20 protein-coding genes are annotated in these 22,569 nt (G+C 60.0%); 10 read left to right on the forward strand and 10 right to left on the reverse strand.

All coding sequences use genetic code 11. The features are described 5' to 3' along the window. Positions 1 to 27: 27 nt before the first annotated feature. The gene (gene serA / locus ACJ8QF_RS16010; RefSeq protein WP_004931617.1) at positions 28 to 1,266 is read right to left on the reverse strand and encodes a phosphoglycerate dehydrogenase; all 1,239 of its coding nucleotides are present in this window, start codon (positions 1,264 to 1,266) and stop codon (positions 28 to 30) included. A 292-nt stretch (positions 1,267 to 1,558) separates the two neighbouring features. Beyond that, positions 1,559 to 2,215: a ribose-5-phosphate isomerase RpiA gene (gene rpiA, locus ACJ8QF_RS16015; protein ID WP_004931614.1), complete on the reverse strand. Its 657-nt coding sequence runs from the start codon at positions 2,213 to 2,215 to the stop codon at positions 1,559 to 1,561. A 204-nt stretch (positions 2,216 to 2,419) separates the two neighbouring features. Here rpiA and ACJ8QF_RS16020 point away from each other — a divergent pair, with 204 nt between their 5' ends. Next, positions 2,420 to 3,313, forward strand: a complete 894-nt coding sequence (locus ACJ8QF_RS16020) for a LysR family transcriptional regulator ArgP (RefSeq protein ID WP_004931613.1) — start codon at positions 2,420 to 2,422, stop codon at positions 3,311 to 3,313. A gap of 48 nt (positions 3,314 to 3,361) precedes the next feature. Here the strand turns inward: ACJ8QF_RS16020 and ACJ8QF_RS16025 are convergent, their stop codons facing one another. Then, the gene (locus ACJ8QF_RS16025) at positions 3,362 to 4,093 is read right to left on the reverse strand and encodes an oxidative stress defense protein (protein WP_031300626.1); all 732 of its coding nucleotides are present in this window, start codon (positions 4,091 to 4,093) and stop codon (positions 3,362 to 3,364) included. 121 nt (positions 4,094 to 4,214) lie between these two features. Continuing rightward, entirely contained in the window at positions 4,215 to 4,832 is a 618-nt protein-coding gene (gene argO, locus ACJ8QF_RS16030; protein ID WP_004931603.1) for an arginine exporter ArgO, read from the reverse strand. 210 nt (positions 4,833 to 5,042) lie between these two features. On the opposite strand from argO, the gene ACJ8QF_RS16035 reads away from it, so the two are divergent. Further along, positions 5,043 to 5,741, forward strand: coding sequence for an RluA family pseudouridine synthase (locus ACJ8QF_RS16035; protein ID WP_049186812.1), 699 nt, complete (start codon positions 5,043 to 5,045; stop codon positions 5,739 to 5,741). Between the two features lie 7 nt (positions 5,742 to 5,748). Here ACJ8QF_RS16035 and ACJ8QF_RS16040 read toward each other — a convergent pair whose 3' ends face one another. Further along, complete coding sequence (locus ACJ8QF_RS16040) at positions 5,749 to 6,288, reverse strand: DUF2058 domain-containing protein (RefSeq protein WP_004931599.1); 540 nt, start codon at positions 6,286 to 6,288, stop codon at positions 5,749 to 5,751. A gap of 304 nt (positions 6,289 to 6,592) precedes the next feature. On the opposite strand from ACJ8QF_RS16040, the gene ACJ8QF_RS16045 reads away from it, so the two are divergent. From ACJ8QF_RS16045 to ACJ8QF_RS16055, 3 genes are all read left to right on the forward strand, one after another. After that, positions 6,593 to 7,570 carry a DUF1852 domain-containing protein gene (locus ACJ8QF_RS16045; RefSeq protein ID WP_033632135.1) on the forward strand — a complete coding sequence of 326 codons (978 nt, stop codon included), beginning with the start codon at positions 6,593 to 6,595 and terminating at the stop codon, positions 7,568 to 7,570. Between the two features lie 25 nt (positions 7,571 to 7,595). After that, positions 7,596 to 8,627, forward strand: a complete 1,032-nt coding sequence (locus tag ACJ8QF_RS16050) for a methionine synthase (protein WP_004931594.1) — start codon at positions 7,596 to 7,598, stop codon at positions 8,625 to 8,627. 172 nt (positions 8,628 to 8,799) lie between these two features. Further along, positions 8,800 to 10,149, forward strand: coding sequence for an MFS transporter (locus tag ACJ8QF_RS16055; RefSeq protein ID WP_280631227.1), 1,350 nt, complete (start codon positions 8,800 to 8,802; stop codon positions 10,147 to 10,149). An 81-nt stretch (positions 10,150 to 10,230) separates the two neighbouring features. Here the strand turns inward: ACJ8QF_RS16055 and mscS are convergent, their stop codons facing one another. Beyond that, the gene (gene mscS / locus ACJ8QF_RS16060; protein WP_015378992.1) at positions 10,231 to 11,097 is read right to left on the reverse strand and encodes a small-conductance mechanosensitive channel MscS; all 867 of its coding nucleotides are present in this window, start codon (positions 11,095 to 11,097) and stop codon (positions 10,231 to 10,233) included. 205 nt (positions 11,098 to 11,302) lie between these two features. Here mscS and ACJ8QF_RS16065 point away from each other — a divergent pair, with 205 nt between their 5' ends. Then, complete coding sequence (locus ACJ8QF_RS16065; protein WP_049186806.1) at positions 11,303 to 11,971, forward strand: DUF1345 domain-containing protein; 669 nt, start codon at positions 11,303 to 11,305, stop codon at positions 11,969 to 11,971. Between the two features lie 56 nt (positions 11,972 to 12,027). On the opposite strand, the gene fbaA is transcribed toward ACJ8QF_RS16065, so the two are convergent. The 4 genes from fbaA to ACJ8QF_RS16085 form a co-directional block, all read right to left on the reverse strand. Continuing rightward, positions 12,028 to 13,107 carry a class II fructose-bisphosphate aldolase gene (gene fbaA, locus ACJ8QF_RS16070; RefSeq protein ID WP_004931586.1) on the reverse strand — a complete coding sequence of 360 codons (1,080 nt, stop codon included), beginning with the start codon at positions 13,105 to 13,107 and terminating at the stop codon, positions 12,028 to 12,030. 116 nt (positions 13,108 to 13,223) lie between these two features. After that, on the reverse strand, positions 13,224 to 14,387 hold the full coding sequence (pgk, locus tag ACJ8QF_RS16075; protein WP_025160206.1) for a phosphoglycerate kinase: 1,164 nt from the start codon (positions 14,385 to 14,387) through the stop codon (positions 13,224 to 13,226). A gap of 70 nt (positions 14,388 to 14,457) precedes the next feature. Beyond that, positions 14,458 to 15,474 (reverse strand): erythrose-4-phosphate dehydrogenase, encoded by a 1,017-nt coding sequence (gene epd / locus ACJ8QF_RS16080; protein WP_004931582.1) that lies wholly within the window; start codon positions 15,472 to 15,474, stop codon positions 14,458 to 14,460. Between the two features lie 312 nt (positions 15,475 to 15,786). Then, entirely contained in the window at positions 15,787 to 16,746 is a 960-nt protein-coding gene (locus ACJ8QF_RS16085) for a LysR substrate-binding domain-containing protein (protein ID WP_306211264.1), read from the reverse strand. Positions 16,747 to 16,828: 82 nt separating this feature from the next. Here ACJ8QF_RS16085 and ACJ8QF_RS16090 point away from each other — a divergent pair, with 82 nt between their 5' ends. The 4 genes from ACJ8QF_RS16090 to ACJ8QF_RS16105 all read left to right on the forward strand — a co-directional run bounded on the left by ACJ8QF_RS16090 (position 16,829) and on the right by ACJ8QF_RS16105 (position 22,534). Next, positions 16,829 to 17,914 (forward strand): tartrate dehydrogenase, encoded by a 1,086-nt coding sequence (locus tag ACJ8QF_RS16090; protein WP_004931578.1) that lies wholly within the window; start codon positions 16,829 to 16,831, stop codon positions 17,912 to 17,914. A 364-nt stretch (positions 17,915 to 18,278) separates the two neighbouring features. Beyond that, a complete protein-coding gene (locus ACJ8QF_RS16095; protein ID WP_021505733.1) occupies positions 18,279 to 19,889 on the forward strand; it encodes a BCCT family transporter in 1,611 nt (536 codons plus the stop codon). 26 nt (positions 19,890 to 19,915) lie between these two features. Further along, positions 19,916 to 21,040: an aromatic ring-hydroxylating oxygenase subunit alpha gene (locus tag ACJ8QF_RS16100; protein ID WP_131165538.1), complete on the forward strand. Its 1,125-nt coding sequence runs from the start codon at positions 19,916 to 19,918 to the stop codon at positions 21,038 to 21,040. Between the two features lie 45 nt (positions 21,041 to 21,085). Then, on the forward strand, positions 21,086 to 22,534 hold the full coding sequence (locus tag ACJ8QF_RS16105) for an NAD-dependent succinate-semialdehyde dehydrogenase (RefSeq protein ID WP_131165537.1): 1,449 nt from the start codon (positions 21,086 to 21,088) through the stop codon (positions 22,532 to 22,534). The last annotated feature ends 35 nt before the right edge of the window (positions 22,535 to 22,569 follow it).

Consider the following 22,569-nt stretch of genomic DNA (forward strand, 5'->3'; position numbering starts at 1 on the left):
CCTTTTTCGTTGCGGCATGCCGCCGAATCAGAACAGCAGGCGGGCGCGGATGGTGCCGTCGATGGCCTTCATACGCTGCAGCGCGGCGTCGGCGCGCGCGGTTTCCGCTTCGATGTCGATCACCACATAGCCGATTTCCGGCCCGGTTTGCAGATACTGTGCGGCGATGTTAACTCCCTCTTCGGCAAAGATCTGGTTAATCTGCGTCAGCACGCCCGGACGGTTTTCGTGGATGTGCAGCAGGCGGCTGGCGTTCGGGCCATGCGCCGGCAGCGACACTTCCGGGAAGTTGACGGCGGACAGAGTCGATCCGTTGTCGGAGTATTTCGCCAGCTTGCCGGCCACTTCGTCGCCGATGTTCTCCTGCGCTTCCTGAGTGGAACCGCCGATGTGCGGCGTCAGCAGCACGTTGTCGAACTCACACAGCGGCGAGTTGAACGGATCGCTGTTGGTCGCCGGCTCTTCCGGGAAGACGTCGATCGCCGCGCCCGCCAGGTGATTGCTGGCCAGCGCGTCGCACAGCGCGGGAATATCCACCACGGTGCCGCGCGAGGCGTTGATCAGAATGGCGCCCGGTTTCATCAGCGCCAGCTCTTCCGCCCCCATCATATTTTTGGTCGATGGCGTTTCCGGCACGTGCAGCGTCACCACGTCGCTCATATTGAGCAGATCGGACAGATGGCGCACCTGCTGCGCATTGCCCAGCGGCAGCTTGTTCTCGATGTCGTAGAAGAACACCTTCATGCCCAGCCCTTCGGCCAGAATGCCCAGTTGGGTGCCGATATGGCCGTAGCCGATGATGCCCAGCTTTTTGCCGCGCGCCTCATAGGAGCCCACGGCCAGTTTGTGCCACACGCCGCGGTGCGCCTTGGCGTTGGCGGCCGGAATACCGCGCAGCATCAACAGCAGCTCGCCCAGCACCATTTCGGCCACGGATCGGGTATTGGAGAAGGGGGCGTTGAAGACCGGAATACCGCGTTTGGTCGCCGCTTTCAGATCAACCTGGTTGGTGCCGATGCAGAAGCAGCCCACCGCCACCAGTTTTTCTGCGGCGGCGAACACCTCTTCGGTCAGATGCGTACGCGATCGGATGCCGACGAAGTGTGCATCGCGGATGGATGCCTTCAACGATTCGGTGTCTAACGCACCCTTGTGGTATTCGATGTTGGTATAACCGGCGGCACGCAAATTATCGACCGTGCTCTGATGAACCCCTTCCACCAACAGGAATTTAATCCTGTCTTTCTCCAATGATACTTTTGCCATTTACCCGACCCTATGTTCAGACTTCAGAAGCGGCTGTGACGACACAGCTCCCATCCAACATAACAAAAATAACGCGGGCGGCAATACAAACGATTGCCTGCCCGGCAGGACAAGGCGCAGCGCTGATGGCGGTTTACGGCAGAAAATGCCATAGGGAAAGTTTTCGGCAGAAGCTTTGGGGAGTCAGTTTTCACAATGTGACATAAGTCACCAAATTTGCCGTTTTTCAGAAAAGATATTTTAACCGAAGAATTATGCGGCCCGGCACCGCCGGGCCACAAACGGCAGAAGCTTATTTGACCACTTTCACGCCTTCCGGGGTGCCGACCAGCGCCACGTCCGCGCCACGGTTGGCGAACAGCCCCACGGTCACCACGCCGGCGATGCCGTTGATCTTGTTCTCCAGCGCCACGGCGTCGGTAATGCTCAGGTTATGCACATCGAGGATCACGTTGCCGTTGTCGGTCACCACGTTCTGGCGATACTCCGGCAGGCCGCCGAGTTTCACCAGCTCACGCGCCACGTAAGAGCGAGCCATCGGGATCACTTCCACCGGCAGCGGGAACTTGCCCAGCACGTCCACCTGCTTGCTGGCGTCGACGATGCAGATAAACTTCTTGGCGATGGCGGCAATGATCTTCTCGCGCGTCAGCGCCGCGCCGCCGCCCTTGATCATCTGCATATGGCCGTTGATTTCGTCCGCGCCGTCCACGTAGATATCGAGCGAGTCCACTTCGTTGCTGTCGAACACGTGGATACCGAGGCTTTTCAGCTTGGCGGTGGAGGCATCGGAGCTGGACACCGCGCCTTCGATCTGGTGCTTGATGGAGCCCAGCGCGTCAATAAAGTGGGCGGCGGTAGAGCCGGTGCCGACCCCGACGATGGTGCCCGGCGTCACGTATTCCAGCGCCGCCCAGCCCACCGCTTTTTTCAGTTCATCCTGCGTCATAATATGTCCCTTGCCTCTGTACGAAAACGTGTGCGTATTATAGGGTAAAACGCTGTTTTTCACGCCGGCAGGATCACACTTATTTACCGCAGCCCGCATTTTTACCCGCCTGGCGGCGAGCTGGGAGCGTGATTTTTCCACCTGCGCCATGCGTAAAATGTGGCATAGTGCCGGTATCATTCTAATTTAAGGGATATCTTTCCGATGAAACGCCCAGACTATCGTACGCTGCAAGCGCTGGACGCGGTGATCCGTGAGCGCGGCTTCGAGCGCGCCGCGCAAAAACTCTGTATCACGCAATCGGCGGTATCCCAACGCATCAAACAGCTGGAAAACCTGTTCGGCCAACCGCTGCTGGTTCGTACCGTGCCGCCGCGCCCGACCGAACAGGGGCAAAAGCTGCTGGCTCTGCTGCATCAGGTGGAGCTGCTGGAAGAAGAGTGGCTGGGCAACGACACCGGCGTCGATACGCCGCTGCTGCTGTCGCTGGCGGTCAACGCCGACAGTCTGGCGACCTGGCTGCTGCCGGCGCTGAAGCCGGTGCTGGCGGACTCCCCCATTCGCCTGAATCTGCAGGTGGAAGATGAAACCCGCACCCAGGAGCGGCTGCGCCGCGGTGAAGTGGTGGGCGCAGTGAGTATTCAGCCGCAGCCGCTGCCGAGCTGCCTGGTGGATCGGCTGGGGGCGCTGGACTACCTGTTTGTGGCCTCCAGCGGCTTCGCCGAGCGCTATTTCCCGAACGGCGTCACCCGCTCCGCGCTGCTGAAAGCGCCGGCGGTGGCCTTCGACCATCTCGACGACATGCACCAGGCATTCCTGCAGCAGAACTTCGATCTGTCGCCGGGCAGCGTGCCCTGCCACATCGTGAACTCATCGGAAGCCTTCGTGCAGCTGGCGCGTCAGGGCACCACCTGCTGCATGATCCCGCATCTGCAGATCGAAAAGGAGCTGGCATCCGGCGAACTGATCGATCTGACGCCGGGGCTGTACCAGCGCCGCATGCTGTACTGGCACCGCTTCGCGCCGGAGAGCCGCATGATGCGTAAAGTGACCGACGCGTTGCTGGAGCACGGTCACCAGGTATTGCGCCAGGATTAAAACGAAAAAAGGTTCGCCGCGGCGAACCTTTTCTTCAATACCACACCCTTACTGCGCGGCGTTACGCTGCAGCTCAAACACCACATCCACCTGATCGTCGAAGTGAATGCTTTGCTGTTCATAGGTTTGTGCCGCGTCGTTTTCCGCCGCCGCGCCGGCCGCCTTATACATCCGCGCCACCGGCATCGGCTGGTAGTTGGCGACCCGGTAGCGAATGCTGTACACCGGCCCCAGCTTGGCGTGGAAGCCTTTGGCCAGGGATTCCGCCTGCTGAGTCGCGTTCTCGATCGCTTTTTGCCGCGCCTGCTCGCGATACACGTCCGGTTTGGCGACGCCCAGCTCCACCGCGCGGATCTCGTTCAGGCCGGATTTCAGCGCGCCGTCCAGCAACTCGTTCAGCTTGTCCAACTGGCGCAGGGTGACCTGCACCTGGCGCACCGCCCGGTAGCCCTTCAGCACCGACTCGCCGGTTTTCAGGTAGTCGTATTCCGGCTGAGTGCGCAGGTTGGCGGCGCTGATGTCTTTCTTCTCGATGTTGTTTTTCTGCAGGAAATCAAAGTACTGCGCCACGCGCTCGTCTACCTGCTTCTTCGCCTGGGCGGCGTCTTTGGAGGAAACGCTCACCTCGATCGCCAGGGTGGCGATATCCGGCGTGGCGTCCACGCTGGCGGTGCCGGAGGTGACGACGTGCGGCCCTTCAGGCAATTCAGCCGCCTGCAGCGCCATCGGTAGCGTCCCTAATCCGACCATTGCGGCCATAGCCAATGCTTTTAGCTTCACAGTGTCTCCTTAATGACAGGCTGTCTCTGATCGCCGGCTTTTCCCTGCGAGAACCGCCGGATTCCTGGCATCAAACGTAGCATATCGCACGGCGTTTTGAATTCGGATTAGTGACAAATTCTTATAAATTTGCCCCCTGCCAGGCCAGCTGCAGCGCGATGCCCCACATCACCAGCCCGACCAGCGCATTGATGATGCGCTGCGCTCGCTGCGTGTTCAGCCACGGCGCCAACCAGGAGGCCAGCAGCGCCAGGCCGAAGAACCACACCGCCGACGCGCTGACCGCGCCAAGCGCGAACCAGGAGCGCACATCCGCCGTCAGCTGTCCGCCCAGGCTGCCGAGCACCACGAAAGTGTCCAGATAGACGTGCGGATTCAGCCAGGTGACCGCCAGCATGGTGACCACGATGCGCCAGCGGCTCTGCGCCAGCTCTTGCGCCGCAGCCTGCGCCGGTTGCGGACTGAAGGCTGAACGGAACGCGCCCCAGCCGTACCACAGCAGAAACGCCACACCGCCCCAGGTGACCAGCGCCAGCAGCAGCGGCGAGCGGGTCAGCAACGCGCTGCCGCCGAAAATACCGGCGCAGATCAGCACGATATCGCTCAGTGCGCACAATGAGGCGATCATCAAATGGTACTGACGGCGAATGCCCTGATTCATCACGAATACGTTCTGCGGGCCCAGCGGCAGGATCATGGCGGCGCTCAGGGCAAAACCCTGCAGGAAGACGGCTAACATGGGAGATTCCTCGAATGATAAAAGGCGCCGGACGTGGGCGCGTATCGGTCAACACGCGCATCATACGAGGAAGCGATCATTAGGTGAAATTGATGTTTCTAATCCAGTATCAGAAGCACTAATACTCCAAGCGGCGGGATTGCGCCGTCAAATTCGCTCATCGACGCGAAATTCGCTATCATCCGCACCCACCCTCCAGCCGGCCACCCGATGTCTACGATCACCGATACCTTTATCGCCCCGCCATGCCATGACCAGATAGAGATCCTCTATCAGGACGATCATCTGGCGCTGATCAATAAGCCGGCCGGGCTGCTCAGCCTCTCGGGCAAAAATCCGCAGAATCTCGATTCGGTACACCACCGGCTGGTACAGCTGTTCCCCGGCTGCGCCCTGGCGCACCGCCTGGATTTCGGCACGTCCGGTTTGATGGTGGTGGCCCGCAACAAGGCCGTCAACGCCGCGCTCTGCCGGCAGTTCAGCGAACGCACCATCGGCAAAGTGTACAGCGCGCTGCTCTGCGGCCATCTGGCGGATAACGAAGGGGTAATAGACGCAGCGATCGCCAAAGATCCGGCGTTGTTCCCGCTGATGTCGATTTGCGCCCTCCACGGCAAGCCCGCCCGCTCCCGCTATCGGGTCGTCGAGCGTTTTTATCGTGAAACGGAAGGCGGGATCTCGCTGCCGCTGACGCGGGTGCAGCTCACCCCGGAGACCGGACGCACCCACCAGCTGCGTATTCACAGCCGGCAATTGGGCCATCCTATTTTAGGTTGCGATCTGTATGGCGGGCGCCTGCTGCCGGGTACCGAGCAGACGCCGCGGCTGATGCTGCACGCCAGCGAGCTGGACTTTGTGCACCCCATCAGCGGAGAGCGGATAGCCGCTCGTCACGCCGCGCCGTTCTGAACGCGGCTTACCACATCAAATCGTCGGGCACTTTAAAGTCGGCGTACGGATCGTCTTCATCCTGCTCTTCCTGACTCAGCGCACTGTGCAGCACTATGCTGGCCGCATCGCGCTGCGCGATTTTATCGGCGACGCTCGCGGGGATAATCGCGTATTCACACTCTTCGCGGCTCTCGACAACCAAGCGGGCAATGGCGAGGCGGCCATTGATCAGCTGCGTCTGGGTCGCTTTATCCACCAGGATTTTCTTGATCAGGTTACCGTCGGTGAAGTTGAAACCGATATCGCCTTTCGCCAGGACGATGCGGTTCATCTCGATCAGCTGCTTCACCTGCGCCTTGTATTCTTTGGACAGCGCGGCCTGCTTTTGCTGCTCGCTCAATTGCTTATCGCGCTCAAGCTGCGCCTTTTTATTCTCTTCCACCGCCTCTCTGGCCTCGCGCGCCTGAACGCGTGATTTTTTAGCCGTTCTCTGGACTTTGGCCATTTTCTTGCTGGTTACCAAGCCCGCTTTGAGCATCTGCTCTTGTAAGGTGAGTTTTGTCATGTTCGTGTCTGAAGCCGTGGGGTCATGGGGGGATTATACCCGTAATTTTTCAGGCTGCACCAGCTTGCCGGGCGGCTTGCACCGCAGGGCAACGGCGGCAAACCCACCTGACCCCCAGATCATGAATGTGGCTCATGTGGTAATGAAATTAAGTCTCTTTCACTCCCACCGGGACTCTGGCAAAAATAGACCTCATTAACGACAGACGATATGAAATCGGCTGAATGAAAAAATAGAAAAACAAGCCATTGAAATAAATGGATAAAACCAGCCTTCATATCATATAACAGGATGCTATAAGACGATGAATAGAGACTTTACCTTTACGATTAAGAGCAGTTCTTTCGATGAAGATTATAACCCTTCTGAAAATACGCGTATCACCACCAACTTCGCCAATTTGGCCAGAGGGGAAAATCGCCGGGAGAACCTGCGCAACACGCTGGTGATGATTAACAACCGCTTCAATTCGTTGGCGCATTGGGATAACCCCAAGGCCGATCGCTATGCGGTCGAGCTTGAAATCATTTCGGTTGAGATGCGCATTGAAGATCACAGCGCCAGCTTCCCGGTGATAGAAATCCTGAAAACCAACATCCTTGATAAAAAAACGCAAACGCGTATCGAGGGCATCGTCGGGAACAATTTCTCCTCTTACGTGCGCGATTACGACTTTAGCGTCTTGCTGCCGGCGCACAATAAAAACACGGCGGAATTTACCATTCCGGATGATTTCGGCGATTTGCACGGCAATATCTTTAAGCACTTCGTCAATTCAAACGAATACCATGAGAATTTCAGCAAACCGCCGGTGATCTGCCTCAGCGTGTCCAGCAAAGACACCTATCATCGGACGGGCAATCAACACCCGGTCTTGGGCGACGAGTATCGGCAAGACGGCGCTTCGCTGACCGACCGGTATTTTAAAAAAATGGGCCTGCAGGTGCGCTATTTCATGCCGAAAAATAGCGTCGCCCCCCTGGCGTTTTATTTCCCCGGGGATTTGCTGAGCGATTACACCGATCTGGAGCTGATTGGCACCATCAGCACGATGGAGACCTTCCAAAAAATCTATCGGCCTGAAATTTACAATGCCAACTCGGCGGCGGGGCAATGCTATCAGCCAAGCCTGAATAACCAGGATCATTCATTAACCAAGATTGTTTACGATCGCGAAGAGCGTAGCCAGTTGGCGATTGAGCAGGGGAAATTTACGGAAGAGCAATTTATCAAACCCTACAAGCCTATTCTTGAGCAATGGTCTGCCCACTACGCGCTTTGATTCACTTAAATACAGGTCACCTATCATGAAAATATTGCTCCCCACATCGACCGCCGGCAGCTTACCCAAACCGGTCTGGCTGGCCCAACCGGAAACCCTGTGGTCGCCCTGGAAATTGCAAAATGAAGAATTAATCGAAGGCAAGCAAGACGCCCTGCGTTTATCGCTGGCAGAGCAACAACAGGCCGGCATCGATATCGTCAGCGATGGCGAGCAAACCCGTCAGCACTTCGTCACGACGTTTATCGAACACCTCAGCGGCGTCGATTTCGAGAAACGCGAAGTGGTTAAAATCCGCAATCGCTACGAGGCGAGCGTGCCAACCGTGGTGGGGGCGGTCTCGCGTCAAAAGCCCGTTTTCGTTGAAGACGCCAAATTTTTACGCCAGCTGACCCAGCAGCCGATTAAATGGGCCCTGCCGGGGCCGATGACCATGATCGACACGCTCTATGACAACCACTATAAAAGCCGCGAGAAATTGGCCTGGGAGTTCGCCAAGATCCTCAATCAGGAAGCCAAAGAGCTTGAGGCCGCCGGCGTCGACATTATTCAGTTTGATGAGCCCGCATTTAACGTGTTCTTTGACGAGGTGAATGACTGGGGCATCGCCGCCCTGGAAAGAGCCGTTGAAGGGCTTAAGTGTGAAACGGCCGTACATATCTGCTATGGATACGGCATTAAGGCCAATACCGACTGGAAAAAGACGCTGGGCTCTGAGTGGCGGCAATATGAAGAGGCGTTTCCCAAGCTGCAAACGTCGACTATCGATATTATCTCGTTGGAGTGCCATAACTCGCACGTGCCGATGGATCTGCTTGAACTGATTCGCGGTAAGAAAGTGATGGTCGGCGCCATTGACGTGGCGAATCATGCCGTTGAGACGCCGGAAGAAGTGGCCGCTACGCTGCGTAAGGCGCTGCAGTTTGTCGATGCCGACAAGCTCTATCCGTCGACCAACTGCGGCATGGCTCCTCTGCCCCGTCAGGTCGCCCGCGGCAAGCTGAATGCCTTAAGTGCAGGCGCCGAGATCGTGCGCCGGGAACTGTTGGCCAAATAACCGCGCCAGCGCCCGCCGCAGTAGCCTCCTGCGGTGGGCGATTATCAATCGACTCCTCCTCCCCGCAACGCCCCCGCGCTGGTGTATACTCGGATTTCTACGCGATGCCAGCCACAGCGGCCTGAACGGCCCCTCAGCCAGCCCACACCAGCTTAATAACAGTGGAACCCTCATGAGCCCAGATACCGCTCGCATCAGCGAAATCATCGATCGCGCCAGGATCTCACCCTACCAAATCCTGATCCTGACCTTATGTTTCCTCATCGCCCTGCTGGACGGCTTCGATACCGCCATCATCGGCTATATCGCCCCGGCGCTGCGCGAAGAGTGGGGCCTGCAGCCAGCGCAGCTCTCCCCCGCCTTCGGTGCGGGATTGTTCGGTCTGCTGATCGGCAGCCTGCTGTTCGGGCCGATCGCCGACGCTATCGGCCGCAAACGCGTGCTGCTCGTCGCGGTGCTGGTGTTTGGCGGCTGCACCCTGGCTTCGGCCTATACGCATTCGATCGAATCCCTGACCCTGCTGCGCTTCATCACCGGCATTGGCCTCGGCGGCGCGATACCGACCTGCATCACCCTCAGCTCTGAGTACTCACCGGCGCGCCGGCGCATGTTGATGGTCACCCTAAGCTGGAGCGGCTTTACCGCCGGGCTGGCCCTAGGCGGCCTGCTGGCCGGGCAGATCATTCCAGCGTTCGGCTGGCGCGGCCTGCTGCTGGTCGGCGGCATGGCACCGTTGGCGCTGCTGCCGCTGTTGGCCTGGCAAATGCCCGAGTCGGTGCGCTTTATGGCCGCCAGCGCCAAACATGCCGATCGGCTGCGCCGGGTGGTCGAGCGTATCACCGGCCAGCGTTGGACGGGGGGACCCATTGTCGATGACGAGCGCCCGGCGCAGGCCAGGTCGCCGATCTCGCACCTGTTTATCGAAGGGCGCGCCGTGCGCACCCTGCTGCTGTGGGCGGCATTCTTCTGTTCGCTGTTCGTGTTCTACCTGCTCACCAGCTGGCTGCCGACGATCCTCAAAGACGCCGGTTTCGATATCGCCCACGCCTCACGCATTGGCGCCATGGTGCCGCTCGGCGGCACCATGGGCGCCATTCTGATGGCGCTGCTGATGGATCGGGTCGGGCCCTATCGCGTGCTGGCCTTCTCCTACCTGGGCGCCGCGCTGGTGATCGGCGTGACCGGGTATCTGATGGGCGACGCATACACGCTGGCCGCCGTCGTGTTCCTGATAGGCTTCGGCGTGGCCGGCGCGCAAAACGGCCTGAATCTGGTTTCCGCCACCCTTTACCCGACCGCAGCCCGCGTGACCGGCGTCAGCTGGGCCATGGCCAATGGCCGCTTCGGCTCGATCGTCGGCTCGATGCTCGGCGCCTGGATGATGACCGCCGCCGGTTCGCCGGAAGTGTTCTTCCTCTGGCTGGCGCTGCCGGCGCTGCTGGGCGCCGTCGCCATCTTCCTGCTTTATCGTCTCAGCCTGCGCCGCCGCGCGCCGCTCACCGAACCGGCGGCCGGCATCTGAACTCGCGGAAAATAAAAGGCCGAGACGCCATCAGTGACGTCTCGGCCTGCAATAAAAAAGGGGGCCAAGGCCCCCTCTCTGTTATTCCGCCTTGGCGGAAGCGTCTTCGGTGCGATACAGGTGCACGTCCATCTGCGGGAACGGAATGCCGATGTTGTGGGCATCCAGCGCGCGCTTGAAGTTTTCCATCAGATCGAAGTACACATTCCAGTATTCCGCGTTAGTGGTCCAGGAACGGGTCACGAAGTTCAGAGAGGACGGCGCCATCTCGTTCAGACGCACGGTCACGCCTTTGGCGTGCATGATGCGCTTGTCGGCGGCGATCACGTCGCCCAACACCTTCTTCACCACATCGATATCGGCGTTGTAGGCCACGCCTACCACGATATCCACGCGGCGGTTCGGTTCGCGGGAGTAGTTAATGATGTTGCCGGCGATGATTTTACCGTTCGGCACCACGATGGTTTTGTTGTCTGCGGTACGCAGGGTGGTGGAGAAAATCTGCACCTGATCGACGGTACCGGCCACGCCGCCCAGATCGACATACTCACCCACGCGCAGCGGGCGGAAGATCACCAGCAGCACGCCGGCGGCGAAGTTGGACAGCGAGCCTTGCAGCGCCAGGCCGACGGCCAAACCGGCGGCACCCAGCACGGCGATCACCGAGGTGGTCTGCACGCCGACGCGCCCCAGCACCGCGATGAAGGTGAATGCCAGCACGCCGTAACGTACGATCGCCGACAGGAAGTCTGCCACCGTGGCGTCGATGCCGCGCAGTTTCATCACGCGGTTCAGCGCATTGCCGACCACGCGGGCCACGATCGAACCGATGATCAGGATAACGATGGCGGCAACGATATTCACCGCATACTGGATCAACAGATCCTGGTTCTTCACCAACCAGTCGCCGGCACCGTTGATGCCGTCTACTACATTCAAATCTTTCATTCGTGTCGTCCTAACTCAGTCCCTAACGGGAGAAACTCGCAAAAATACACTGGCTTCGGCAGCCAGTAGGAAACCACCGCCTAAGGGTAACCAACATTAAAGGCTCATGCCAACCGTCAGCGTTAAAAATAGCCGAAACCGCCCGCCGCTTCTTCTATGCTGAAAACAGCGCGTTGGCCATTTCACGACAAGGGATCCGTTCTTCATGCACATTCGCTCTTCGCTCAAACACTATTGGCAAGTGCGGCCCAGGCTGCTGCTTTCCGTCGGCGCCGGGCTGTTGTGCTTTCTGCTTCTGCCCGCCCAGCTCTCGCTGCTGCAACGCTTGATGATCGGCTGGAATACGCTGGCCTGGCTCTATCTGCTGTTTCTCTGGCGGCTGATGTTGGTCAGCACGCCGCAGCACATTCGCCAGATCGCCCGGCGACAGGATGAAAGCGCCAGCACAGTGTTGGCGCTGGTCAGTTTCGGTTGTCTGGTGAGCATTCTGGCGATCCTGTTCGAATTGAGCAGCGCCAAACAGGCCAGCGACTCGCTGAAAACCCTGCATCTGGCACTAACCGGCGGAACGCTGGCGGTCTCCTGGCTGCTGCTGCCAACTGCCTTCACCATGCACTATGCTCATCAGTTTTATCGCCAGGGCGCACAGCAGGATCCTTTGCCGCTGCTATTCCCCGGCAACCTCACCGAGCCGACCTATCTGGACTTCGCCTACTTCTCCTTCACCATCGCGGTCGCGTCGCAGACCGCCGATGTGGCGGTCGGCGCCGCGGAGGTGCGTAGAATCGCGCTCGTGCAGTCGGTCATTTCGTTCGTGTTCAACATGTTGATCCTGGGCCTGTCTATCAACGTCGGCGCCGGCTTGCTGAGCTGAAAACGAAAAAGGCTCCCCGCAGGGAGCCTTTTGCATCGTGCAACAGCTGACGAAGATTACAGAACGTCTACCGCGTTCAGATCTTTGAAGGCCTGCTCCAGACGCGTCACCATGCTGGTCTGCGCTGCGCGCAGCCAGACGCGTGGATCGTAGTATTTCTTGTTCGGCTGATCGGCGCCTTTCGGGTTGCCCAGCTGGCCCTGCAGGTAAGCTTCGTTCGCTTTGTAGTACTGCAGGATGCCGTCCCAGGTCGCCCATTGGGTGTCGGTGTCGATGTTCATCTTGATCACGCCGTAGCTGACGGACTCTTTGATTTCCGCATCGCTGGAACCGGAACCGCCGTGGAACACGAAGTTCAGGCTGTTATGCGGCAGGTTGAATTTCTCGGAAACGTATTTCTGAGAATCGCGCAGGATGGTCGGAGTCAGCTTAACGTTACCTGGCTTGTACACGCCGTGCACGTTACCGAACGATGCAGCGATGGTGAAGCGCGGGCTGATGGCGTTCAGTTTTTCGTACGCGTAAGCCACGTCTTCCGGCTGGGTGTACAGCGCGGAAGCGTCCATATGGCTGTTGTCCACGCCGTCTTCTTCACCGCCGGTGCAGCCCAGTTCGATTTCCAGCGTCATGCCGATTTTGGCCATGCGCTTCAGGTAGGCGCTGCAGATCTCGATGTTTTCTTCCAGAGATTCTTCAGACAGATCGATCATGTGGGAAGAGAACAGCGGTTTGCCGGTAGCGGCGAAGTGCTTCTCGCCGGCGTCCAGCAGGCCGTCCAGCCATGGCAGCAGTTTCTTCGCGCAGTGGTCGGTGTGCAGGATCACCGGCACGCCGTAGTGTTCAGCCATCTGGTGAACGTGGTGTGCGCCGGAGATAGCGCCCAGAATCGCTGCGCCCTGAGGCACATCGGTCTTCACGCCTTTGCCGGCGATAAACGCGGCGCCGCCGTTGGAGAACTGAACGATGACCGGCGCGCGCACTTTAGCCGCGGCTTCCAGCACTGCGTTGATGGAGTCGGTACCCACGCAGTTTACCGCTGGCAGTGCAAAGTTGTTCTCTTTAGCAACTGCGAAGACTTTCTGAACGTCATCACCCGTGATGACACCCGGTTTTACGAAATCAAAAATTTTAGACATGTTACTTTGTCCTGTTTCGTCGGCCGTAGATGGATGTAAATCGATGTTTTCACGCCGCGCAGCGTTAGCCGCGCGGTATAAAACAAACGGGCGGCTTTCGCCTCCCGTTGTCTGAATTACTGCTTAGCGCGCTCTTCCAGCATCACGACTGCAGGCAGCGGTTTCCCTTCAACGAATTCCAGGAATGCGCCACCGCCGGTGGAGATGTAGGAAATTTTGTCAGCGATACCGAACAGATCGATGGCTGCCAGAGTGTCGCCGCCGCCAGCGATAGAGAAAGCGTCGCTATCGGCGATCGCGCGGGCGACAATTTCGGTGCCCTTACGGAAGTTAGGGAACTCGAATACGCCAACCGGGCCATTCCACAGAATGGTCTTGGCGTTCTTCAGGATAACGGCCAGACGCTCGGCAGAGACGTCGCCCATATCCAGAATTTGCTCGTTGTCCTGGATCTCGTTGGCCTGCTTCACGGTCGCGGTCGCGGTTTCGGAGAACTCGGTCGCTACGCGCACATCGGTCGGCACCGGAATGTCGCAGGTTTCCAGCAGTTTCTGCGCGTTCGGGATCAGGTCAGGTTCGTACAGGGACTGGCCCACGTTGTTGCCCTGCGCCGCCACGAAGGTGTTGGCGATGCCGCCGCCGACGATCAGCTGATCGGCGATTTTGGACAGAGAATCCAGCACGGTCAGTTTGGTGGACACTTTAGAACCGCCCACGATGGCGACCATCGGACGGGCCGGGTTGCCCAGGGCTTTGCCCAGCGCTTCCAGCTCGGCGGACAGCAGCGGGCCGGCACAGGCGACAGGCGCGAACTTGCCCACGCCGTGGGTGGAAGCCTGCGCGCGGTGCGCGGTGCCGAATGCATCCATCACGTACACGTCGCACAGCGCCGCGTATTTCTTGGACAGGGTTTCGTCGTCTTTCTTCTCGCCCTTGTTGAAGCGGACGTTTTCCAGCACCACCAGTTCGCCTTCGGCGACGTCGACGCCATCCAGATAATCCTTCGCCAGACGCACTGGGGATTTCAGGTGGTCTTTCAGGTAGTTGACCACAGGCAGCAGGGAGAATTCTTCGTTGTATTCGCCTTCGGTAGGACGACCCAGGTGGGAGGTTACCATCACGCGGGCGCCTTGCTTCAGCGCAGCTTCGATAGTCGGCAGGGAAGCGCGGATACGCGCGTCGGAAGTCACTTTACCGTCTTTTACCGGCACGTTCAGATCGGAGCGGATCAGTACGCGTTTACCCGCCAGATCCAGATCGGTCATCTTAATTACAGACATGGTGAACCCTCTTTATTGAATCTCTATAAAATTGCCTGAGCAGCGCGCCAATCACGCCGGCGCCGCCGTACTAGAAACCGCTGGCGGCCATTGCCCGTGTTGTATCCAACATCCGATTGGCAAAGCCCCATTCATTGTCGCACCAGACCAAGGTCTTTATCAGGTGCTGCCCGCTGACCCGGGTCTGCGTACCGTCGACGATAGCGCTGTGCGGGTCATGGTTAAAATCGATCGAGACCAATGGTAATTCCGTGTAGTCAACTATACCACGAAATGATTCCCGTGCGGCCTTTTGCAACAGCTGGTTGACCTCCGCCACCTTCACCGCGGCGCTCACGCTGACGCTCAGATCGATAGCCGTCACGTTAATGGTCGGCACGCGCACCGAGATCGCCTCGAAGCGGTCGCAAAACTGCGGGAAGATGCGGGTGATGCCCGCGGCCAGCTTGGTATCGACCGGAATGATCGACTGGCTCGCCGCGCGGGTGCGCCGCAAATCCGCGTGATACGCGTCGATCACCGGCTGATCGTTCATCGCCGAGTGAATGGTGGTCACGGTGCCGGACTCGATGCTGTAGGCGTCGTCCAGCAGCTTGATCACCGGAATAATGCAGTTGGTGGTGCACGAGGCGTTGGACACGATGCGATGTTCCGCCAGCAGCGTCTGATGGTTGACGCCGAACACGATGGTGGCGTCCAGATCGTTGCCGCCCGGGTGGGCGAACAGCACTTTCTTCGCCCCCGCCGCCAGATGGGCTTCGCCATCCGCCCGGCTGCCGTACACGCCGCTGCAGTCCAGCACCACGTCGACGCCCAATTCGCCCCAGGGCAACTGCTCCACCGCCGGCTGATGCAACAGGCGAATCGCGTCGTCCCCGACGCTCAGCGTGTCACACTCCTGCCGCACATCCCAGGCGAAGCGGCCGTGGCTGGAGTCGTACTTCAGCAGATGGGCCATGCCCTCGGCGTTCGCCAGCTCGTTGATCGCCACCACGGAGATTTCCGCCCGTCGTCCCGATTCGTACAGTGCGCGCAATACGCTGCGGCCGATGCGGCCAAAGCCGTTTATCGCTATGCGGATGGTCATGCTGCTCCTGAAAAAGGGCCGTCCACGCCGGGTTGGCTCACCGGCACCGGTCGGCGCTGACTGGTTGTCTCACTAACCCGCATAGAGTAGTGGATCGCACCGCCCGCTGTGAATCGCCGCGTTTGCATTATTCCCGCGCTTCAGCGGCTTTTCGCCGCCGTCACATCGGCGTTTCTGTCGAAGAGTGTCTCAACTGAAACGCTTCAGCTGAGCATAAACCAAAGTTTTGGCAAAAGGAACAGGTGCAACAGTCCCACAAGTAACGGAGGGGAGTTTTACGAGCATAAGATGATCTGGCGCACATTTTTGGCCTTAAGATCGCGGTGGATTTTCGCTTGCCGCCCCCGTTTCGCCGTAGTGCTCGCGGAAATAGTCGCGCAAAAATTCAACCGTCACCCGCACTTTCGCCGACGTTGCCAGCCGGGAAACGTATACCGCCCAGATATTGGCCGGCTGATAATACTCCGGCAGGATGTGCACCAGCCGGCCGCTGTCGATGTTCTCTTTCACGTCCCAGGCGGAACGCAGCGCGACGCCCTGCCCGTCCAGGCACCACTGGTGCACGATTTCGCCGTGGTTCGACGCCAGCGCCCCCGTCACCTTCACCGTCTCTTCGCCGCCCGGCCCCTGCAGCCGCCACAGCCCGAACGGATGATCGCGTTCCTTGATCACCAAACAAGTGCGGCCCGCCAGCTCCGCCGGATTTTTCGGCACGCCGTGGCGCTGCAGGTACGCCGGCGAAGCGCACAGGATGCGCTGATTGTCCGCCAGCTTGCGCGCAATCAAATTGGGGGCGATATCGTCGCCGATGCGGATATCCAGATCGAATCCTTCGCTGACCAGATCCACCAGCCGATCGGACACGTCGAGCCGCAGCTCCAGCTGCGGGTACTGCCGCGCCAGCGCCGACAGCGCCGGTGCCACGAAACGCCGGCCGAAGCCGAAGCTGCTGACCACGCGCAGCATGCCTTGCGGCGCCTGGCGCACCTCGGACAGTTCGTCCATCATCTGATCGACATCGTTGAGAATGCGCTGCGCCCATTCGTAGATGCGTTCGCCGTCTTCGGTGATCGCCACCCGCCGCGTGGTGCGGTGCAGCAACGACACGTCCAGCGCCTTCTCCAACAGCGCGATGCGCTTGCTGATAAAGGCAGGCGAAACGCCCAGCTCTTCGGCGGCGGCGGCGAACCCGGCGCGACGCGCCACCAGCACGAACACCCGCAGGTCACTCAGGATCGGCATATTGTTCATGATTCGTGTTTTATGTTTCACCGTTTTCGCGATTGATTAACAGTTAGTCAATTATAGGATAAGAGTGTTGTCAATCTCCCCTACCTACAAATGAGACCTCTGTATGAGCAAAACTTACAAGATTGCCGCTATCCCCGGGGACGGTATCGGACGGGAAGTGTTGCCGGAAGGCATACGGGTATTGCAGGCGGCGGCGGCGCGCTGGGATCTGTCGTTGGAATTCGACACCTTCGAGTGGGCCAGCTGCGACTACTACCAGCACCACGGCCAGATGATGCCGGACGATTGGTTTGAACAGCTCAAGGGCTTTGACGCCATCTATTTCGGCGCCGTCGGCTGGCCGGATACGGTGCCCGACCACATTTCGCTGTGGGGTTCACTGCTGAAATTTCGCCGCGACTTCGAGCAATACGTCAACCTGCGCCCGGTGCGGCTGTTTCCCGGCGTGCCCTGCCCGCTGGCGAACAAGCAGCCGGGCGACATCGATTTCTACGTGGTGCGCGAAAATACCGAAGGAGAATACTCCTCGCTCGGCGGGCGGATGTTCGAAGGCACCGAACGCGAGATGGTGATCCAGGAGTCGGTGTTCACCCGTCAGGGCGTGGACCGCATCCTCAAATACGCCTTTGAGCTGGCGCAGCAGCGCCCGCGCAAGCGTCTGACCGCCGCCACCAAGTCCAACGGCATGGCCATCAGCATGCCGTACTGGGATGAGCGCGTGGCGGAGATGGCGCGCCAATACCCTGATATCGCCTGGGATAAACAGCACATCGATATTCTGTGCGCGCGCTTCGTGCTGAACCCCGAACGCTTCGACGTGGTGGTGGCTTCCAACCTGTTCGGCGATATTTTGTCGGATCTCGGCCCGGCCTGTACCGGCACCATCGGCATCGCGCCGTCGGCCAACCTGAACCCGGAACGCAACTTCCCGTCGCTGTTCGAGCCGGTACACGGCTCGGCGCCGGACATTTTCGGCAAGAACATCGCCAACCCGATCGCCATGATCTGGAGCGGCGCGATGATGCTGGATTTCCTCGGCGACGGCGATGCCCGCTACCGCCAGGCGCACGACGGCATCCTGCAGGCGATTGAGCGCATTATCGCCGACGGGCCGCGCACGCCGGATATGCGCGGCGACGCCTCCACCCAGCAAGTCGGCCAGGCGATCGCCGCCCTGCTGCAACGCTAAACGCCGTTGATTTTACTGCGCAGGGCGCCCTTTCGCGCCCTGCTCTGCCACGTCCGTTTTTCCGCTTCGATCGCCGCCGCAAATCCGCTGAAAATCACCGCAGAAAGCACGCCAATACCCCGGTCAAGATCACAACAAATTGTTTACATACTGTGTTTTATCCTTTTACAGATGCCCCAATTGTGGCCCTCCTGTAATTTGTGCACACTCAAAAATGTTAATGAAGAGTAAACATTTCCGGTGGCGTTCTGTCGGGGCGTTTGCTCCTCGCGGTGTAACAAAACAAAGGGTTCAAACCAACAAGGCCCGGGCGCACCCTACGCTTCGCGCACCGGCCCACCACCGATAACAGGAGTTCACTCCCATGCAGAGCACCCCTAAAAAGGATGTCACGCTCATCGCCATCAGCCTGTGCAGTATTGCGCTGATCGCCCTTTGCCTGATGCTCTTTCCGGCTCAATCCGCGCTTATCGCCAACACCATTTTCAACGGCGTCACCCGGCTGTTCGGTTCAACCATTCAAATCCTGGTGCTGATCGCCCTGCTGGTGGTGCTGTATCTGGCGTTGAGCAAATACGGCAACATCCGCCTCGGCGAAGGCAAACCGCAATACTCCACGCTGGCCTGGCTGTTCATGTTCATCTGCGCCGGCCTGGGCTCGTCCACCCTGTACTGGGGGGTGATGGAATGGGCGTATTATTACCAGACGCCGGGGCTGAACATCGCGCCGCGCACCCCAAAGGCGCTGGAATACAGCATCAGCTACTCCTTCTTCCACTGGGGCCTGAGCGCCTGGGCGACCTACGCCCTCGCCTCGCTGATCATGGCCTACCACTTCCACGTGCGTAAGAACAAAGGGCTCAGCCTGTCGGGGATCATTGCCGCCATCACCGGCGTGCGTGCCAACGGCCCGATCGGGCGGATGGTGGATCTGATTTTCCTGGTCGCCACCGTCGGCGCCCTCACCATTTCGCTGGTGCTGACCGCCTCCACCTTTACCCGCGGGCTGACGGCGTTGACCGGCATCCCGGATAACTTCACGGTACAGGCGACGGTGATCCTGCTGGCGGCAGTGATCTTCTGTCTCAGCTCTTACATCGGCATCGACGGCGGCATGCAGCGCCTGAGCAAAATGGTCGGCTGGGGCGCCTTCGCCTTCGCCGGGCTGGTGCTGCTGGTCGGCCCCACCGAGTTCACCATCAACAACACCATCAACGCCATCGGCCTGACGGCGCAAAACTTCCTGCAGATGAGCCTGTTCACCGACCCGATGGGCGACGGCAGCTTCAGCCGCAGCTGGACGGTGTTCTACTGGCTGTGGTGGATCTCCTATACCCCGGGCGTGGCGATGTTCGTCACCCGCGTCTCGCGCGGCCGCAAGATTAAAGAGGTGATCTGGGCGCTGCTGCTCGGCAGCACCCTCGGCTGCTGGTTCTTCTTCGGCTCGCTGGAAAGTTACGCCATGCACCAGTTCATCAGCGGGCAGCTCAACGTGCCGGAGATCCTCAGCACTCAGGGCGGCGAAACCGCCGTGCAGATGCTGCTGACGGCGCTGCCGCTTGGCAAGCTGTTCCTGGCCGCCTATCTGTTCATCATGATCATTTTCCTGGCCTCGCACATGGACGCCGTGGCCTACACCATGGCCGCCACCAGCACCCGCAACCTGCAGGAGGGGCAAGATCCCAGCCCGATGCTGCGCCTGTTCTGGTGCGTGGTGATCACCTTGATCCCGCTGTCGATCCTGTTTACCGGCGCCTCGCTGGACACCATGAAAACCACGGTGATCCTGACCGCGCTGCCGTTCCTGCTGGTGCTGCTGGTGAAAACCTACGGCTTTGCCCGCTGGCTGAAACAGGACTACGCGGCCATCCCGGCGCACCTGATCGAAAGCAGCCCGCCGGCGCTGCCAGACGCGCCGCCGGCCGCCGAACTCTCCGCTCCATCGTCGTATCAACCGCGCCCTATGGCGAAATGACAATAAGAAAAGAGGAAGGTTAACTTATGAGCACTCTGATCCCTGAATTTACCTTACCGAAAGATTTCTGCGCCGACGCCCGCGAGGCTTACACCATTCCGGCCCGGTTCTATACCCACCAGGCGGCGTTCGAACACGAGAAAGAGCAGGTGTTCGCCACCAGTTGGATCTGCGTGGCGCACCGCAGCGAGCTCGCCCAACCGAACGACTACATCACCCGCGAGATCATCGGTGAAAACATTCTGGTGGTACGCGGCCGCGACAAAGTACTGCGCGCCTTTTACAACGTCTGCCCGCACCGCGGCCACCAGCTGCTGGCGGGCGACGGCCGGGCGAAAAACGTCATCACCTGCCCTTATCATGCCTGGGCGTTCAAGCTGGACGGCGAACTGGCGCACGCGCGCAACTGCGAAAACGTGCAGAACTTCGATAAGGAAAACTCGCACCTGATGCCGGTGCGGGTCGAAGAGTACGCCGGGTTTATTTACGTCAATCTGGACCCGCAGGCCGGCACGGTGGAAGACCAGCTGCCGGGCCTCGGTGCCAAAGTGCGCGAGGCCTGCCCGCAGGTCGACGATCTCAAGCTGGCGGCGCGCTTCGTCACCCGCACTCCGGCCAACTGGAAGAACATCGTCGACAACTACCTCGAGTGCTACCACTGCGGCCCGGCGCACCCCGGCTTCGCCGACTCGGTGCAGGTCGACCGCTACTGGCACACCCTGCACGGCAACTGGACGCTGCAGTTCGGCTACGCCCGCCCTTCCGAGCAGTCGTTCAAGTTTGAAGAGGGTAAAGAAGCCAGCTTCCACGGCATCTGGCTGTGGCCGTGCACCATGTTCAACATGCCGCCGCTGGAAGGCATGATGACGGTGATCTATGAGTTCCCGGTCGATGCGGAAACCACCCTGCAGCACTACGACATCTACTTCACCAACGCCGATTTGAGCGACGAACAGCTCAAACTGATCGACTGGTACCGCGACGTGTTCCGCCCGGAAGATTTGCGGCTGGTGGAGAGCGTGCAAAAAGGCCTCAAATCGCGCGGCTATCGCGGCCAGGGGCGCATCATGGCCGACGGCGCCGGCAGCGGCGTCAGCGAGCACGGCATCGCCCACTTCCACAACCTGCTGGCGCAGGTTTATCAACCCTGATGCGACGGGGCCCAAGGGTCCCTTCCCCTGACTTGTGAGGTTCTCGTGAATATTTCCGATCGGGCGCTATTCCGCCAACAGGCCTACATCAACGGCCAATGGCGCGACGCCGACAACCAGGAAACCCTGCCGGTGAGCGATCCCGCCACCGGCCAACTCATCGGCAACGTGCCCAACATGGCGACGGCCGAAACCCAATCGGCGATCGACGCCGCCCAGCAGGCGCTGGAAGGCTGGCGCGCGCTGCCGGCGCAACAGCGCGCGCAGCTGCTGCGCCGCTGGTTCGAACTGATGCTGGAACACCAGCAGGATCTGGCCAGCCTGATGACGCTGGAGCAAGGCAAACCGCTGGCGGAATCGCTGGGCGAAATCCGCTACGCCGCCTCCTTTATCGAATGGTTCGCCGAACAGGCCAAGCGCACCAATGGCGACATCATCCCCTCGCCGAGCAGCGATAAACGCCTGATGGTGCTGAAGCAGGGCATCGGCGTGTGCGCGGCGATCACGCCCTGGAACTTCCCGGCGGCGATGATCACCCGCAAGGCCGCGCCGGCGCTGGCGGCCGGCTGTACACTGGTGGTCAAACCCGCCAACGAAACCCCTTATTCGGCGCTGGCGATGGCCGAACTGGCCGAGCGCGCCGGCATTCCCGCCGGGGTGTTCAACGTAGTGACCGGCAACTCGCAGGCGATCGGCGCCGAGCTGACCCGCCACCCGCAGGTGCGCAAACTCAGCTTTACCGGCTCCACGCCGGTGGGCAGGCTGCTGATGCGCCAAAGTTCGGACACCATCAAGAAAGTGTCGCTGGAGCTGGGCGGCAACGCGCCGTTCATCGTGTTTGACGATGCGGACATCGATGCCGCAGTGGAAGGCGCGCTGATCGCCAAATACCGCAACGCCGGGCAGACCTGCGTCTGCGTCAACCGTTTCTACGTGCAGCGCGGCGTTTACCCGCAGTTCGCCGAGAAGTTTGTCGCCCGCGTGGCGGCGCTGCAGGTCGGCAACGGCTTCGAACCGGGCGTGCAAATAGGCCCGCTGATCAACCGCAAGGCGCGCGACAAGGTGCTGGAGCTGCTCGATGACGCGCTGAGCAAAGGCGCTCAGGTGCTGACCGGCGCCACGCCGCACGCGCTGGGCGGCAATTTCTTCACCCCGACGGTGCTGGGCAACGTGCAGCCCGGCTCGCTACTGCTGGAAGAAGAGATCTTCGGCCCGGTCGCACCTCTGGTGATATTCGATGACGAAGCCGAGGCGATCCGCCAGGCCAACGACACCATCTACGGATTGGCCGCCTACTTCTACACCCGCGATGCGGCGCGCATCTGGCGCGTTTCGGAACGGCTGGAGTACGGCATGGTCGGCATCAATACCGGGCTTATCTCCAACGAGGTGGCGCCGTTCGGCGGGGTGAAACAGTCGGGGCTGGGGCGTGAAGGCTCCGAATACGGCATCGAAGACTATCTGGAGCTCAAATACCTGTGCCAGGCGGTATAACTTTTTCATGCGCGGGGACGCCCGCGCTTTGGAGC

Source organism: Serratia sp. CY81684, from assembly GCF_052166595.1.
GTDB lineage: Bacteria > Pseudomonadota > Gammaproteobacteria > Enterobacterales > Enterobacteriaceae > Serratia > Serratia nematodiphila.